This window comes from Mediterraneibacter sp. ICN-202921 (genome assembly GCF_037890075.1).
In the GTDB taxonomy this organism is placed as follows: Bacteria; Bacillota; Clostridia; order Lachnospirales; family Lachnospiraceae; genus Mediterraneibacter; species Mediterraneibacter massiliensis.
Genome location: NZ_JBBKBE010000003.1, coordinates 224,393 through 240,180, shown reverse-complemented (window position 1 = coordinate 240,180; position 15,788 = coordinate 224,393). Strand labels below are relative to the sequence as shown.

The 15,788-nt window shown below is 42.9% G+C and carries 14 protein-coding genes; 1 reads left to right on the top strand and 13 read right to left on the bottom strand.

What is annotated here, in order from left to right; translation table 11 throughout:
• Window positions 1-113: 113 nt before the first annotated feature.
• The 8 genes from clpX to WKT01_RS04495 all read right to left on the bottom strand — a co-directional run bounded on the left by clpX (window position 114) and on the right by WKT01_RS04495 (window position 9,210).
• Entirely contained in the window at window positions 114-1,583 is a 1,470-nt protein-coding gene (gene clpX, locus WKT01_RS04530) for an ATP-dependent Clp protease ATP-binding subunit ClpX (protein ID WP_059068603.1), read from the bottom strand.
• 120 nt (window positions 1,584-1,703) lie between these two features.
• On the bottom strand, window positions 1,704-3,662 hold the full coding sequence (gene ligA / locus WKT01_RS04525) for an NAD-dependent DNA ligase LigA (RefSeq protein ID WP_059068601.1): 1,959 nt from the start codon (window positions 3,660-3,662) through the stop codon (window positions 1,704-1,706).
• 43 nt (window positions 3,663-3,705) lie between these two features.
• Complete coding sequence (locus WKT01_RS04520) at window positions 3,706-4,470, bottom strand: pseudouridine synthase (protein WP_059068596.1); 765 nt, start codon at window positions 4,468-4,470, stop codon at window positions 3,706-3,708.
• Window positions 4,463-5,623, bottom strand: a complete 1,161-nt coding sequence (locus WKT01_RS04515; protein WP_340311531.1) for a DHHW family protein — start codon at window positions 5,621-5,623, stop codon at window positions 4,463-4,465. Before WKT01_RS04515 ends, WKT01_RS04520 begins: the two co-directional genes overlap by 8 nt.
• Window positions 5,624-5,631: 8 nt before the next feature.
• A complete protein-coding gene (locus WKT01_RS04510) occupies window positions 5,632-7,044 on the bottom strand; it encodes an MBOAT family O-acyltransferase (RefSeq protein ID WP_059068593.1) in 1,413 nt (470 codons plus the stop codon).
• A 21-nt stretch (window positions 7,045-7,065) separates the two neighbouring features.
• A complete protein-coding gene (locus tag WKT01_RS04505) occupies window positions 7,066-7,551 on the bottom strand; it encodes a DUF4358 domain-containing protein (protein ID WP_059068591.1) in 486 nt (161 codons plus the stop codon).
• Window positions 7,548-8,294 carry a GDSL-type esterase/lipase family protein gene (locus WKT01_RS04500; RefSeq protein ID WP_340311530.1) on the bottom strand — a complete coding sequence of 249 codons (747 nt, stop codon included), beginning with the start codon at window positions 8,292-8,294 and terminating at the stop codon, window positions 7,548-7,550. The genes WKT01_RS04505 and WKT01_RS04500 overlap by 4 nt, the downstream gene beginning before the upstream one ends.
• A 247-nt stretch (window positions 8,295-8,541) precedes the next feature.
• Entirely contained in the window at window positions 8,542-9,210 is a 669-nt protein-coding gene (locus WKT01_RS04495) for a GntR family transcriptional regulator (RefSeq protein WP_059068587.1), read from the bottom strand.
• A 158-nt stretch (window positions 9,211-9,368) separates the two neighbouring features.
• Here WKT01_RS04495 and WKT01_RS04490 point away from each other — a divergent pair, with 158 nt between their 5' ends.
• Window positions 9,369-10,214 carry a MurR/RpiR family transcriptional regulator gene (locus tag WKT01_RS04490; RefSeq protein ID WP_059068586.1) on the top strand — a complete coding sequence of 282 codons (846 nt, stop codon included), beginning with the start codon at window positions 9,369-9,371 and terminating at the stop codon, window positions 10,212-10,214.
• 52 nt (window positions 10,215-10,266) lie between these two features.
• Here the strand turns inward: WKT01_RS04490 and larA are convergent, their stop codons facing one another.
• The 5 genes from larA to WKT01_RS04465 all read right to left on the bottom strand — a co-directional run bounded on the left by larA (window position 10,267) and on the right by WKT01_RS04465 (window position 15,753).
• Window positions 10,267-11,556, bottom strand: a complete 1,290-nt coding sequence (larA, locus tag WKT01_RS04485) for a nickel-dependent lactate racemase (protein WP_340311529.1) — start codon at window positions 11,554-11,556, stop codon at window positions 10,267-10,269.
• Between the two features lie 91 nt (window positions 11,557-11,647).
• The gene (locus WKT01_RS04480) at window positions 11,648-12,190 is read right to left on the bottom strand and encodes a TRAP transporter small permease (RefSeq protein WP_340311528.1); all 543 of its coding nucleotides are present in this window, start codon (window positions 12,188-12,190) and stop codon (window positions 11,648-11,650) included.
• A gap of 18 nt (window positions 12,191-12,208) precedes the next feature.
• Window positions 12,209-13,294, bottom strand: coding sequence for a DctP family TRAP transporter solute-binding subunit (locus WKT01_RS04475; RefSeq protein ID WP_340311527.1), 1,086 nt, complete (start codon window positions 13,292-13,294; stop codon window positions 12,209-12,211).
• Between the two features lie 32 nt (window positions 13,295-13,326).
• The gene (locus WKT01_RS04470) at window positions 13,327-14,613 is read right to left on the bottom strand and encodes a TRAP transporter large permease (protein WP_340311526.1); all 1,287 of its coding nucleotides are present in this window, start codon (window positions 14,611-14,613) and stop codon (window positions 13,327-13,329) included.
• A gap of 18 nt (window positions 14,614-14,631) precedes the next feature.
• Window positions 14,632-15,753, bottom strand: a complete 1,122-nt coding sequence (locus WKT01_RS04465) for a tyramine oxidase subunit B (protein ID WP_059068578.1) — start codon at window positions 15,751-15,753, stop codon at window positions 14,632-14,634.
• Between the last annotated feature and the right edge of the window lie 35 nt (window positions 15,754-15,788).

The window sequence follows — 15,788 nt, the reverse complement described above, 5'->3', positions numbered from 1 at the left end:
CCTTTTTCGCTTCTTCCTTTGGATACAAAAATACAGCAAAGAAACACTGTGTCAGATAAGCAGGTCATTGACTGAAGTGTTCTGATACAGTGTTTCTTCTCATACCTTCATATTTAACTTAATCTGGGAACTTCCTGCCCTCTTAATTCAATGATCGGGCCCCCGGTTCCTTCAATATACTCTCTTGTGATCGTAACCTGTCCGATACTGTCATCTTTCGGGATCTCATACATGATGTCCAACATAAATTCTTCGATGATCGCACGCAAGGCACGGGCTCCTGTATCTTTTTCCATTGCCTTTTCCGCGATCGCCTCCAGCGCGCTGTCGTCAAATCTCAAGTTTACCTCATCAAGGGCAAGCAGCTTCTGGTACTGTTTCAATATCGCGTTTTTCGGTTCTTTCAGTATCTTTACAAGCATATCCTTGTCCAACCCTTTTAAAGTGAAAATAATAGGCAGACGTCCGATAAATTCCGGTATCATCCCGAACTTACGCAAGTCTTCCACTGTTACTTTAGACAACAGTTCTTTATCATGTTCAAATTTATCTTTTAACTCCGAATTAAATCCCATAGAAGTCTTTTGGGACAGACGTTCCTTTATGATCTCTTCCAGATCCGGAAATGCTCCGCCGCAGATAAATAAAATATTTTTCGTATTTACCGTTGTAAGAGGAACCATGGCATTTTTACTGTTGGCACCTACCGGCACTTCCACTTCGCTTCCTTCTAAAAGCTTTAACATACCCTGCTGCACGGACTCTCCACTGACGTCTCTTTGGCTCGAATTCCTTTTCTTAGCAATCTTATCAATCTCATCAATAAAAATAATTCCTTGTTCTGCTTTTTCCACATCGTTATCCGCAGCAGCCAAAAGCTTAGAAACAACACTCTCTATATCATCACCTATGTATCCTGCTTCGGTAAGCGATGTCGCATCTGTGATCGCAAGCGGCACATCCAGAAGTTTTGCCAGTGTCTTAACCAGATAGGTCTTTCCACTTCCTGTAGGTCCGATCATCAGCATATTGGATTTCTCTATCTCGATATCGTCCATCGTATCCGTAGCCACACGCTTATAATGATTATATACGGCTACGGACATCGCTTTTTTCGCATATTCCTGCCCTACCACATATTCGTCCAGCCGAGCTTTGATCTTATGCGGCGCCGGAATATCTTTTATATCCAGTTTATGATATTCTTTCGGCTTTTCCTTTTTCTTCTTGATCTTCTGGCTCTTTGGGATCGTATTTTCCAGATCCGACATATTCAGAAATTGTATTCCCGGCATGTTCATCAAGCGGTTTAAATCTATCGCTCCGCTTGTCATGGCATCAAAACTTTTCTGCATACAGTCCGGACATACCGTAATATTGTTCGGAAGATCTACCATCTTCCCTGTCACGCTCTCCGGTCTGTGACAGATAAAACAGATCTTTTCATAGTCATCTTCTTTTTTTTCATCTTTCTTTTCTTCTGTCTGTACTACTTCTGCTTTATCCTCCGCCGCAGTATCCGGCGTACTTTTTTCTTCTTCTTTTTCTTTCTCATCGATTATGATAAAATCTTTATCTGACATTGTCTTTCCCTTTCTTGCCTCGTATATACTAACCTGTCTCTCATTATAATACACATACTTTACGTTGACAAATGAACTTTTTCTAAACGTCCCGCTCTGCTTTTTGCAGACATCCCTGCTCTATTCTTCCAGCATTTTCAGAAAGTCTTCCTCTGAAATGACCGGGATCCCTAAATCTTTTGCTTTTTTATTTTTAGAAGATGTAGAATCTACATCATTGTTGATCAGATAATTTGTCTTAGAGGTCACCGTACCCGTCACTTTTCCTCCCTTTTTTTCAATCAATTCTTTTATCTCTCTGCGGTTTGCAAAATGTGTAACTGCGCCAGTCACCACGAAATTCATATCTTCAAATATCTGCTTTTCTGTCTCTTCTTTCATTTCCGGCAGTTCAACCTCTGCAAGCAGACGCCTGAACAGTTCCCTGTTTTCTTCTTCCAAAAAATACTCTACGAACACATGCGCGATCACACCGCCGATTCCGGAAATGGCACTTAGTTCTTCTTCCGATGCATTGATAAGGCGTTCCGGCTGCTCGTCAAATGCCCTACAGATCATTTTTGCATTGGACAGTCCTATATTGGGGATCCCCAGGCTGTATAACAGTTTCGGCAGCGTCGTCTGTCTTGCCTGCTCTATACTGCGCATTAGGTTATCATAAGATTTTTCTCCGAATCCTTCCATTTGCTTGATCTCTTCTGCGTACCGTTCCAGATGAAATAGATCCGTAAAATCTTTTACAAAGCCCCGGGCGATAAACTTCTCCAGCGTGGCCTGAGACAATCCTTCGATATTCATTGCGTCCCTGCTTACGAACAGCACGAAAGACTTCACATGCTTTGCCTGGCATTTCGGATTGGTACAATAAAGAGATTTCGTCTCATTCTCCATGGATATCTTCGTTTCACCGCCGCACACCGGACAGGCTTGCGGTATATCCTTCACTCCGCTGCGTGTTAAATTCTCCGCGATCTGCGGGATGATCATATTCGCCTTGTACACCCGGATCTTATCTCCAACGCCCAATGCCAGTTCCTCCATAATACTGATATTATGCACACTAGCACGACTGACCGTCGTTCCTTCCAGCTCTACCGGCTCAAAAACAGCGACCGGATTCAAAAGGCCTGTACGCGACGGGCTCCATTCTATCTCCTGTAGGACAGTCTCTCTGGTCTCATCTGCCCATTTAAATGCGATCGAGTCTCTTGGAAATTTAGCAGTTGTACCAAGACTCTGCCCATAGGCAATATCATCATAGGTAAGCACAAGGCCGTCTGATGGTATTGCATTTTCTTTGATATGACTTTCAAACCATGCCACTTCTTCTGCCACAGTACTGCTTGACACAGGATGATTTTCCACGACAGAGAACCCCTGCTCTTTCAGCCATTCCATCTGATAAATCCTGGAGTTTTTAAAATCGATATCTTCCGCCCGCACAAGGCTAAATGCATAAAATTGAACATTTCTCTTTGCAGTGATCTCATTATTTAACTGCCGTACTGAGCCGCTGCATAAATTTCTTGGATTCTTATATTTTGCATCTACATCTTCAATCTCTGCATTGATCTTTTCAAAATCCCGATAACTGATCACCGCCTCGCCTCGAAGAACAAGTTCACCTTTATAGGGGATCTTAAACGGAAGATTCGCGAATACCTTCGCATTATTCGTGATTACTTCTCCCACTTCCCCGTTCCCTCTTGTCACCGCTTTTGCAAGACTTCCCTGGCGATACGTAAGCACGATCGTAAGTCCATCCAATTTCCAGGAGATCATTCCCTTATGCCCGCCTAAAAACGCGCCTAACTCAGGAACTTCTTTCGTCTTATCCAGAGACAGCATCGGACGCTCATGCCGTTCCTTCGGCAGCTCGCTTAACACCTCATACCCTACATGGATAGTAGGGCTGGAAGAAAGCACCGTTCCCAGCTCTTTTTCCAGTACGGTTAATTCATCATATAACCTATCATATTCTAAGTTGCTCATGATCTCTGTATTTTCCTGTTCATAAGCACGGCGCGCCCTATTGAGCAATTCCACCAGTTCAAGCATCCTTGTCTTTTTCTTATCCACAATATCCCTCCAGCAAGCTTTCCTTTTTTCTCTGTATCTTTGATCATATATATCGTATGGGTTCGTTTGAGGAATCTTTTATCAGTTCATACAATCCGTCTAGTTCCTGATCCGTCAGCTTTCTGTATTCTCCCTCTTTTAAACTTCCCAGGCAGATATTCATGACCCGCACTCGCAACAGATCTTTCACCTTATATCCTAAGGCTTCACACATACGCCGGATCTGCCTGTTCAACCCCTGTGTCAGCACGATGGAAAACGTATACTTTCCTATCTGTTTTATTTTGCACGGCCTTGTCACTGTATCTAAAATATGCACGCCGTCTGCCATCTTCTTTAAAAATTCCGGCGTGATCTCTTTATCTACCGTCACCTTATATTCTTTTTCATGAAAATTCCCCGCACGCATGATTTTATTGATGATGTCACCATTATTTGTCATAAGAAGCAGACCTCTGGAGTCTTTGTCCAGTCTTCCAATATAGGTGACACGTACCGGATAATGCAAAAAGCGCACAATACTGCTGCGCTCTTTCCTTTCTTCCGTACATACAATCCCTACAGGCTTGTTTACTGCCAATACCACCATTTCATCCTGCCGGGAGACAATTTTATTTCCCACTTTCACTCTCTGTCCCGGAACGATCTTCATACCGGTAAGCGCGCGTTTCCCGTCCACGCTCACCCGGCCGCTTTCTATCAGTTTGTCCGCCTCACGTCTAGAACATACGCCGGCCTCGCTTAAATATTTATTCAGACGGACAGGCTCTGTTTTTCTGCTAAATTCCTTTTTTATCTGGTTACTCACTTGCAAACACTCCACTTATACTGTTATCCGAAAAGAATGTATTTCCGCTATACAAGAACATCACATCTGTTATACGGTAATTCTCCATGATATTTTGTATATTACCTCCATAATATCTGGGATCGACCAAAATGATCTCTCTGAAATAGGGAGTCAAAAACTGTACAAAACAATTTGCAAAAGAATCTTTTACAAGCAAAAGCCTTCTGCTGCTGGATGACACTGTCTTAATATCAATGACCGAGGAATTCCCGCCTAAATACACCCCGTATTTATCTCTTGTCTTTAACTTGGCAGAATCATAAATAGACGTTGTTCTGCGCTGCTCGTCTACATAATTTACAATGACGTCGTTATCTTCATCTTTCGGAACATAGATATCGATCGTTTCTTTTACATCCAGATTCACACCGCTTTTCGCAGCAAGTGTTCCGTTGAAACTGTCCGTCACCGGATGTGCCACATATCCGCTTGCAAAATCCTCATCTATGTCCAGCGCTTTTGCTGCCTCATGAAATGTATAAAATGCTCCCAGCGCTGTCCAGTGCGGATCTGTCTTATAATAAATCTTTTCCGACTTATGTTTATTCAATACAGAAACTGCATCTACCCAATTTACAGATTCTCCCAGTTCTTTTCTCACCTGATTGATAAGCTGTGTCTGATCTTCTACCGCGGCAAGAGGCGGTATTGTATCGCTTAAAATATTTGCCGCATCCGGAACAAGAAGCATAGATACAGGAATATCTGGATACGCCTGCATAAAGCCTTGTATCGCCTCTATATTGGCGCTTAGATTCTCTTTGTCCGGTACTTCTATTTTTTCCAGAAGCTGCCCCTTTCTTCCGATCAGCACTCCATTTTCTTCCCTGCTTCCACCCAGACGGTCCAAAAAGATCTTCACACTGCGCCATGCGTTCCTGCCTACAAATTGATCTGACAGATAATTTTCATAGCTTTCCATAAAATTGCCGCCTGTCACACTGCTCCAATCCAGCTTCGGCTTTTCTGTCAGCATTCTGTTCTCTTCCTCCGACATCTCCTTGTCAGGGAGCAGGATATTGAGTACCATGATAAGAAGCAGACACAGGATAAATATAGTCCCTATCAAATTTTCAATTTTGCCTTTCTTCTTTCTATTCTTTTCACCCATAGTTTCACCTAAAATCTAAAATATAAAAATGGATTAAATGTATCTGTCACCAGAAATGACACAGAAATAAAAAACATACCTATATAAACAGCTACTGCCATAATCTTTCTGACGCGCATATTGCGTGACAGTCCGATAAACCTGTTCAGTATCCGCATTCCCGCTGCTGTACATCCTGCCACTGCCACCACATATAGCAGCCAGTGTGTCAGCACTAGAAAACCTGCCTGTCTATCGAGCAGGCCGGGGGCGCCGATGCCAAACATAACTCCCAGGTACTCGAACGCATATCCCAAACTTGGACTAAAGAAAAATACCCATCCTACCAATACCAGCACCATTGCATAAATATGCCGTGCTATACTGGGAAGATGATCCAGGACCTCGCCCCATACATATTTTTCCAAAATCAATAAAACACCGTAATATAAGCCCCACAACAAAAAATTCCATGCCGCTCCATGCCATAATCCGGTCAGCATCCACACAATCAAAAGATTCGCAATATGACGGGATGTACTGCACCGGTTTCCTCCAAGTGGAATATAGACATATTCTCTAAACCAAGTACTTAAAGAAATATGCCATCGCCGCCAGAACTCCGTGATACTTCTGGAAATGTATGGATAGTTAAAGTTTCTGCGGAACTCAAATCCGAACATTTTTCCAAGTCCCACTGCCATATCCGAATATCCGCTGAAATCGAAATAAATCTGCAATGCATAGGATATACACCCAACCCATGCGGTCACGACACTGAAACTGCCGATCTGCTGTGCTGCTATTTCTTCAAATATGTGTCCGATCGTATTGGCAAGGATCACTTTTTTGGCAAGTCCGCGTATGAACCAAACTGCGCCTTGCCCAAGCCTGCGTCCTGATATGACGCGTTTTTCCAATTGCTGTTCGATATCAATATAACGAACGATAGGTCCCGCTATCAATTGCGGAAACATACTGATATAAAGCGCAAAATATAAAATATTTTTCTGCGGTTTTACTTTTCCCCAATATACATCTGCAATATAGGATAATGCCTGAAATGTGTAAAAGGATATTCCGATCGGAAGCGGAAGTTCCCGATATGGTATGTCCGCTGAAAGTACTGTGTTGATACTGTCCATCAAAAAACCATAGTACTTAAAGAAGCCCAACAGCAGCAGATTGATCACTACCGCAAAGATAAGACTGCGTTTTGCTTTCCTTTCATCCTCCCGCTTTGCGTCTATATCCTGTCCGCAGAAATAGTTCAGCAGGATAGAAAGCAGCATCAAGATAATATATACCGGCTCTCCCCATGCATAAAAAAAGATACTCGCAAGGAGCATAACAATATTTTTAAATTTTTGGGGAACAATATAATAAACTACCATCGTTATAGGCAGAAACATAAACAAAAACGTAATACTGCTGAATAACATCCACTGTTTCCTCCCTGTTATTTATAGGCTCTTGTCAAACACTTCTTTGTACTTTTGTGCCTTAGGGGCAACAGCCATAAAAACATATTTTCCCCTCACGCCACGCTGCGCATCTTCCAGAAGCTTTACTTCTTCCGGCACATACCCTTCAAACTCATTTTTCTTTGTTTCAATATATTCATCTATCGCAGCTGACACTTCCTGCACCTGCTTGTCCTCTTTCACTTTTACTATGAGTACCTCCTCCGCAGACATAGCAGATTCTGACGAATAGAAAAGAACCCCCTCGTAATCCGCGCTGTTCAATCCATAATACCGCTTTAATGCCTGCCCATCCATCTGCACAAGATTAGATGTATCCAAAGATCGTTCCACCTCCGCAGCCACCTTCTCAAAAGGCTGATTACTGCCGCTTGTATACAGCATAAGCAGAACAATATAAATTATGATGACTGCCAGTACAACATATTTCATAATCTCATAAATGCCTGGTCTGTTTTTACTCATAAGGATGCCACCTCCGCCATATGGGAAGCCCAGATAGGATAGAATTCCGGCGTAAAATGCACGCCATCTTCTTCATAATATTGATCTGCTGCTAAAGTTGTATTATCTATATACGCCAGCTGCTTTTCATCGCACAGATCAGACAGTGCTTCATTGTATTTTTCCAGATCCTTAAATGCCGGTTCTCTTTCAATCTCCTGCTTCTGTACCGGAAAGATAGAATTTACAAAGATTTTTGTATCCGGCAATTTTTTTTCCAGCTTTCCAAGCAGATCTGTATACTGTTTTATAAACTCTTTTGTATCACCTTGTGTAGCAATGATATCATTCATCCCATAGGCCAAAAAAATAACCTGTGGATTCAATTTTGCCACCTGGTCTATCTGCTCGTCCAGTTCATCTAATTCCACGCCGATCTTAGAAACTACACTGGAGGCATTTAATATATCGTACTCTGTGAAGCCTTCTGCGATCGAATCTCCCATGACAACCGCACTGGAAAAGATTTCTTTAGGGCTTCTTGTATCTTCCTCTCCGCTCTCCTTTGCTTCTATCTGCGCGATCTTCGTCTCGATCGTCTTGATATCCGCAGATTCCGCCTTTTTAATAATTTCAATTCCCTCTGTTGTATCTGCCTTTGTGGCAGTCACATGCGTAATGATCTCCGTCATAATAAATATAGAGAGCAGAAGCACAATGATTGACGTACTGATATAAACGCTCTTTTTTCCGTGTTTCTTCATCTATGATCCCTTTTCTTCTTTATTCATTATATACACATTATCGGGCAATCCCCGTTTATCCGCAAGGCACATGCCTCCTTGTTTTCTACAAATATACATATTTAATCATACTTTTTTTGCATACAAAAGTCAATGTCTGGCATTGCAAAACAGGAGCAACTATAAAAAAAGAAACGCTCCGGCTTTTCTATGCCGAAGCGTTTCTTGGCTGTTCCTCTTTCTCAAACAGCTGCTTTCTTTCGGTCTTTTATTTTTTATACAGTCTCTGGATTAAAAGCGCTGATCTGTCCCAATGCTCCTTCACAAGAACAGATGCCGAGTATTCGTCTTTCATTTCCAGCGCACGGATCATCCGCTCATGTTCTCTGATCGAATCTTCTAATGGCGTATCTCTGAAAAAGCCATATTCCAGTCTCTGTATGTGTATCCAAAGTACATTACAGAAATCCATGATATATTCATTTTCTGCTGCCTCCAGAATACAACTGTGGAATTCTTTATCCGCCCGCAATATAGGCATTGGCTTATTTTGTTCTTTTACGCTTTCTATAAATATTTCACTCAGCAGTTTAAGCCGGTCAATATGCATTGGAGTAATTCTTTCCACTGCTAATTTTATCGCAAGCTGCTGCAGTGTGGCCATAGGCAAATACCATTTTTCTATATTTTCCGTCTCGATCTCCGTAACAATCGTCGCCTTCCCAGGATAAGATCTCACCAGCTTTTGCGCCTCCAGAAGCTGTAATGCTTCCCGCACGGGAGTCCTGCTTATATTAAAATATTCTGCGATCTCTACGTCCGAAACTTTTTCTCCCGGCTTAAACTGCCTTTCAATGATCCAGTCTTTCACAGTCTCGTATACCTTCTGCTTGGCGGACGTTCTCTCAAAAGGTATTTCCTGACTTGGCAATGGCATACTTCATCCACCCCGCTTTCTATAATAGAATCATAACAGAATTTTTCCGTATATTCCAGATTTTTTGAAATTTTGCCTGCATTTTGCCTGCATTGACACATCAATCTTTTCAATGTTAAAATATAAAGAAAGCATTTTACAGAAAGCGAGGACAAATTATGTCTAATTTCTTACAAGATTTAAGCGTTCATTACAATATGTTTACACGTTCTCAAAAAATCATCGCAGATTATCTCACTGAAAATTTAAATGCGATTGCTTTCTGTACATTGGAAGAACTCGCGGAAAAGATTAATGTCAGCACAACTACCATTATCCGTTTCTCCAGAACTTTGGGCTATTCCGGCTATAGCGAAATGCAAAAAGACATCCAGAACAACATTCAGACAAAAGTAGGGCTGCCAGAACGTTTGTCCAGTCAGACGTTTTATCCGGACAACACACTGCTTTCTGCTTCTTTTCAAAATGATATCCACAATATACAGCATACATTAGCCACACAGAAAAATGAAGATCTGCAGGCTGTTATCAACCTCATTTCTAAAGCACCTAATGTATACGTACTCGGCATGCGGAGTTCCTTTTCTATCTCCTATTATCTGGCGTCGCGTTTAAGTGAGATCCGGGAAAATGTCCACTTGATCCAGTCCGTCGGTATGCTCTATCCAGAAGAAATCGTAAGCGCCAAGGAAGGAGATGTCTGCGTCGCCTACTTATTTCCGCGCTATTCTAAACTAAGTACGACCATCCTTTCCTGGTTAAAAAATGAAGGAGTAAAAATCATCCTATTCACCAGCCATAATTACAGCGCTGTCCAGGACTACGGAGATATCATCCTTCCCTGTTCTATCTCCAGCCTCACTTACAAAAATTCCTACGCAGCGCCTCTTAGCCTTTCCAACTATCTGATCACTGCTTTGACACAGAAAAACTTTGATGAATCGCAGCGTGTATTACAAAAAACAGAATCTATACTCAATCAGGGATTCTATTTAGGGTTATAAATTGATCGTATAAAAGAAGCGCCTGCATCGCGCTTCTTTTTTCTACATACCCCTAGTCTGTTTTCTCAGGCAGACCCGTCTGTGGTCTTGGATAGATCAGGATATCCGGATCTTTTCTTTCGCTTGAGCGGATCGCCTCATCCACCGCCTCCTGAAGACTGTCAAAAGGAAACATAAACATTTCTTCCACATCTTCCTTCTTTATATTCGGACATACAACAAAGATACGGACATGTTTTCTTAATATTTTTGAAAGAAGAAGAACATGATCCATCTGTATCTTATAGTGTTCTTCTGTATAGGCTACCACATTTTCCAAAGATTCGTCAGAACAGAATGCAGAAAGCATATCCGGCGAATTGATGCCTTCTTTACATCCACAGTACAAGATCACCGTCGTACTCTCTTCCAATACTTCCGTCAATGCGATGAGCGCTTTGACTGCCTGATAAAAATCGATATCCAAAGGAAGTCCCGGTGTGGTTATGAAGATATCCGGCTTTTTGAAAGGGACTCCCAATATTTCTTTCACATACTGCACTGCCTGTTCATGACATTCTTTGAGAGTACCAGCATAGACGGCGGACAATTGCAGGGTATTATTCAAAATACAGTTTACGGAAAAATCAATCCGAAACATTTCGGCAGCTTCCAGCATATCCTCATGTACAGGATTCCCCTCTAATATTCCTATCCCTGCTTTCGGATCCAGGATCATCTCCGGTCTGTGGTTGATCTGTATCGTTTCCTCACCGGCAATTCCTGGCAAAACAGATTTCCTTCCTCCAGAAAAACCTGCAAATTCATGAGGCTCCACTTTTCCTATCTGGATATGCAGATCGCATTCATAGGCTCTTTGATTTACATAAATAGGGGTGCCTCTTTTGGTATCCCCCAGATACAACAAGTTTTCCTTATCAAAAGGCGTATGGTTTTCAATCTTCACTTTTCCATGCAGTTTCCCCAGGATTTCCTGACACTCTGCTTCTGTAGCCGGTCTATGTACTCCGATCGCCACAAAAAAAGTAATATCCTGCAAAGCAATCTGGTTCTCTTGTAATTCTTTCACCACCGCAAATGCCAGTTTTGCCGTAGGAACAGCACGAGTGGCATCTGACACCAGAATGCTGACTGTTTTTGCTTTTTTTTCTTTGACAAGTTCCGTCAATGTTTTCCCAGAACCGGGGCTGCGGATCTCCTGTTCTATTTTCTCCTGCTCACGTAATTCAGGTATATCCGGTGTCTGCAGCATGCTTACTTCACAAGCTGCAGGTATGGTACACTGCATATGCAGACACTGATCTTCATATATCCATCCACCCTTTTCTTTTTTTAATACCATCTTCTCCTCCTAATTAAAGAAGAGGGTACTGTACATGAAACAACACAGCACCCTCTTAAAATCCATACTGAATTTCAGATCTACAAGATTCCTAATCCAGTGTTACCTCTTTGCCTCCTGTCAGGTCTTCTTTTGGTTTATCGATAGCAGCATAATTTCCTTTTCCCGTCAAGTCTACGATCAAATTACGGAATTCAAAAATCGTTACGAAGAAAAAGGAAACTGGGATAGCCGCATATGCGTAGCCATAGGGCATCCGCAGAGCCGGAGTCGGACGGTGTCCCGCAGTAAGTACATACTGGATCCCTATATAGATCACGACGATACAGACAAGTACTGTAATGACCTGTGTCAGTTTTGTCAAAACCGCAGATACCTTTTTCGGCATATGATCCTTAAACACTACGATCGATACGTGCTCTCTCCTTGCAGCAAGAACAGACACGCTTAAAAGTCCAAACCATACAAGCAAAATCTTCATAAGTTCTTCTGACCATGTCAAGGAACTATTCAAAACATAGCGGGCGATAACATGTGCCGCAAGAATGCCGACCATAGCGATCAAAACCACACACAAAGCGACTTTTAACACTTTATACAGCCCTCTGACTATTTTATCTAATACTTCGATCATATTCTACCTTCTCCCTGCTTAATAATCACTGATTTCCCCAAGCACTTTTTCTACCTCTGCCAGATAAGCATCTACCTTCTCTTGCCCTATATCATTGGCAACAGACTCAATCGCTGCAGGCTGTGCAACAGATTTCATTTCTTCATGTGCTGCCTCATCCACTTCATTGACTTCCATGCCATAGCCTTCTAGTTCTTCTAAGATCAGATCCTCTCTTTCTGCATTGCAGAAACGACTGTATTCCATTCCCAGAACAGCGCCGGTCTGCACGATCCCCTGATATTTTCCGGGCAGGCTTTCAAAGAAGTCCAGGTTACATACCAATGGCATTGCATCGTAAATATGGTTTGTCAGTGAAAGATACTTCTGTACTTCGTAGAGTTTTTTGTCTGTTACATTGGCGATTGGGTTCTCCTGCGCGTCTACTGTATTCTGAGACAGTGCCATATACAGTTCGGAGAATGCGACCGGCGTAGGATTAGCGCCCATAGCCTGGAAGAAGCCGATGTGGTTATTATTCTGCATCGTACGGATCTTTAAGCCGGACAAGTCACCCATAGCAGCAACCGGAGATTTATTACTTGTCACCTGACGGAAACCATTCTCCATAAATGCCAGACCGATCATACCGTAATCCTTCAAAGAATTCAGCATATCTGTTCCAATATGGCTGTCCAATACCATCCATGCTTCATTATAGGTATTATATACAAACGGGATATCCATCACTTCGAATTCCGGATCATAGGATACAACCGGCGCAAAAGAAGCAACTGCCATTTCCAAAGACCCCTGTGATACCTGCTCCAGCGTCTCTTCTTCTCCACCAAGCTGTCCGCCTGCATAGATATTTACTTCTACATTACCATCCGTTTGTTTTTCCACATATTCCTTCATAACCTGCAGCCCGAGTGTAGCAGGATAAGTCTCTGAATTTTCACAGGCAATACGGATCACATAGCTGCCGCTTATGTCTTCTTCCGCCGCCCCGCCGCCTGCAGTGCCACCGGAGCTGTTCGTACGTTTCATGCCGCATCCCATAGCCCCTGCTGTCATACTCAGCACAAGCGTTGCCGCCAATATAATTCTCACACCTTTTTTCATAGTTTTTCTCCCTTCTACTATTTAAGATACAATTATCCGGTATAGCCCAGTAAATTCGGCAGCCATAATGCTACTTGCGGCACAAACGTGATCAGAAGCAGCACACCGATAGTCACAGCAAGAAACGGTATAGCTTCCCGGACAGTTTCTTCCAGCTTACATCCCGCCACCGGACTCGTTACAAACAAAGTAATGCCGAATGGTGGAGTTGCCAGACCAACTACAAGGTTTACACAAAATACAACGCCGATATGTAACGGATTGATGCCCATAGCCCATGCGATAGGGGAAATGATCGGCGCCAAGATTACCGTTGACGCATAATCATCCATAAACATACCGCAGATAAGCATAAGGATATTTACTAACAATAAGAACAACCATGTCGGCATGGAAGATAACGGAGCGCTCAGCATAGCCATCACTCGTTCATTGGCTATACCCCACGCCATCGCCGTACCGGCTCCGGCCAAGATCAGTACCAGACCAGATGTAGAGGCAGCCTCAATGATCATATCCGGAATATCCTTTAATTTCACACTTCTATTTACGAAGAACGCAAGCAGCGCACTGTAAATAACTGCCACGCCGGATGCCTCTGTGATAGAGAATACTCCACTGAAAATACCGCCTAAGATGATCACTGGAAGCAGCAGCGCCGGAATCGCTTTTCCGGTCGCTCTCCCCTTCTCCGCCCATGTAGTCTTTCCATAAGAAGGATAATCCCTCTTTTTCGCCACACGATGCGCAACTGCACACTGCAAGACCGCTATTAAGATAGCCGGTGTTACAGCTGCCATAAAGATTCCCGTAATAGAGGTTTTGCCTACTGCCGTACAATACAGGATCATCAATACGCTTGGCGGCATGATAGGCCCCAACAAGGAAGCGGAGGACATTACAGCTGCTGAAAAGGGCGCTGAATAGCCTTCTTTTTTCATCATTGGGATCAAGAATGCGCCCAGAGATGCAGCGGATGCTACAGCCAGACCGACGATCGACCCCATAAGTAAGGAAGCTCCGATCGTTACGATCGCGATTGCTCCTTTAAATCTTCCAAACCAGGCATTGACAAATTTGATCAAAGATTCCAGCAAGCCTCCTCTGAGCATAAGCTGACCGGTCAATACAAAGAACGGAACAGCCAAAAAGGAAAAGCTATTCATTCCACCATACATCTTGATCGCCATCTGGATAGGATCAAAACCTGCTACAAGTGTATACACTAACGTTGTTACGATTAAGTTGTAAGCGATCGGCAGCCCGATCACCATAAGCAATAGAAAGCATATAATCATTATCAATAAAGATAGCGACACTTTACTTTCCCCCTCTCTTTATTTTTGATAAGGATCATCCCACAGAGTCAATTTGGTACCAATGCCTTTTTCCAAAGCGGTATGATATAAGTCATAGCCCAGACCCACATCAAAAGTAGCCATACCACAGGCAACAAAGGAAACTCTCTCCTTATCATTTGTTCTGCCCGGTTTGGTTCCCTGGATCACATCACCTATACTGGTTGATTCTGCCAGAGGGGGCATCTTGCCGGCATCGATCAGCGTATAGATCGGTCCGCCGATCACACCTCTATAATATCCGGCAATATCTCCAGACTCTACCGCTTCCTGTACATAAGCTTCATGAAGGCGTACATTGTCATAGATCAAATTGGTATTCATCCAGAAAGAATCATCTGTCTGCATAGGACCAGTGATCAACAGAGTCACTCCTTCTTTCATCCACTCATCCTTTACATACAATGGTTTTAATCTGGAAGCAGCTACTGTGATCACATCTGCCTGACATACAGCAGCTTCAAGATCCAGAACAACTTCTCCTTCATAGCCCAGTTCTTCTTTCTCCCACTCCAGGAATTTCTCTGCAGCAGCCTCGAAAATGTCATAGCAAATCACTTTTTTCAGATTAGGAAGCTGCGTAGCGATGGAACGTAAGCAGGAACGGTTGATCTGACCGCATCCTAAAACTGTGATCACTTCAGAATCTTTTCTTGCAAGATGTCTTGCAGCTACACCCGGAACAGCGCCTGTACGAGCCGCACTCAGTAAGTTGGCAGACATAAAAGCAAGCGGTTCTCCCGTATCTTTGTCATTTAATGTAACAGTCAGAACAGATCTTGGAAGTCCTTTTTTCGGATTGGCTGCATTGGAACCGTACCACTTATTACCACACACATCAAATCTGCCCCCCAGGTAAGCAGGCATCGCCACAAATCTTCTGTCCGGACCTGCTACCGGCATGTTCGGGAAAGGACTTTCTTTTGGGAATACAATCCCCATTCCATGACTATTGTGATTGCTGCCCCCCATCAGATAATCACCCTTACTTAATAAGGTAAAGACCTCTTCCGCATTGTCAATACATTTCTCTGCATCAAGAACACCTGCTTCAATCGTATCCTTTTCTGATAAATAAAGAAACTCTGTTTTATGTGCCATTTTTCTTCTCCTTTCATCACTTTACTTCACATACT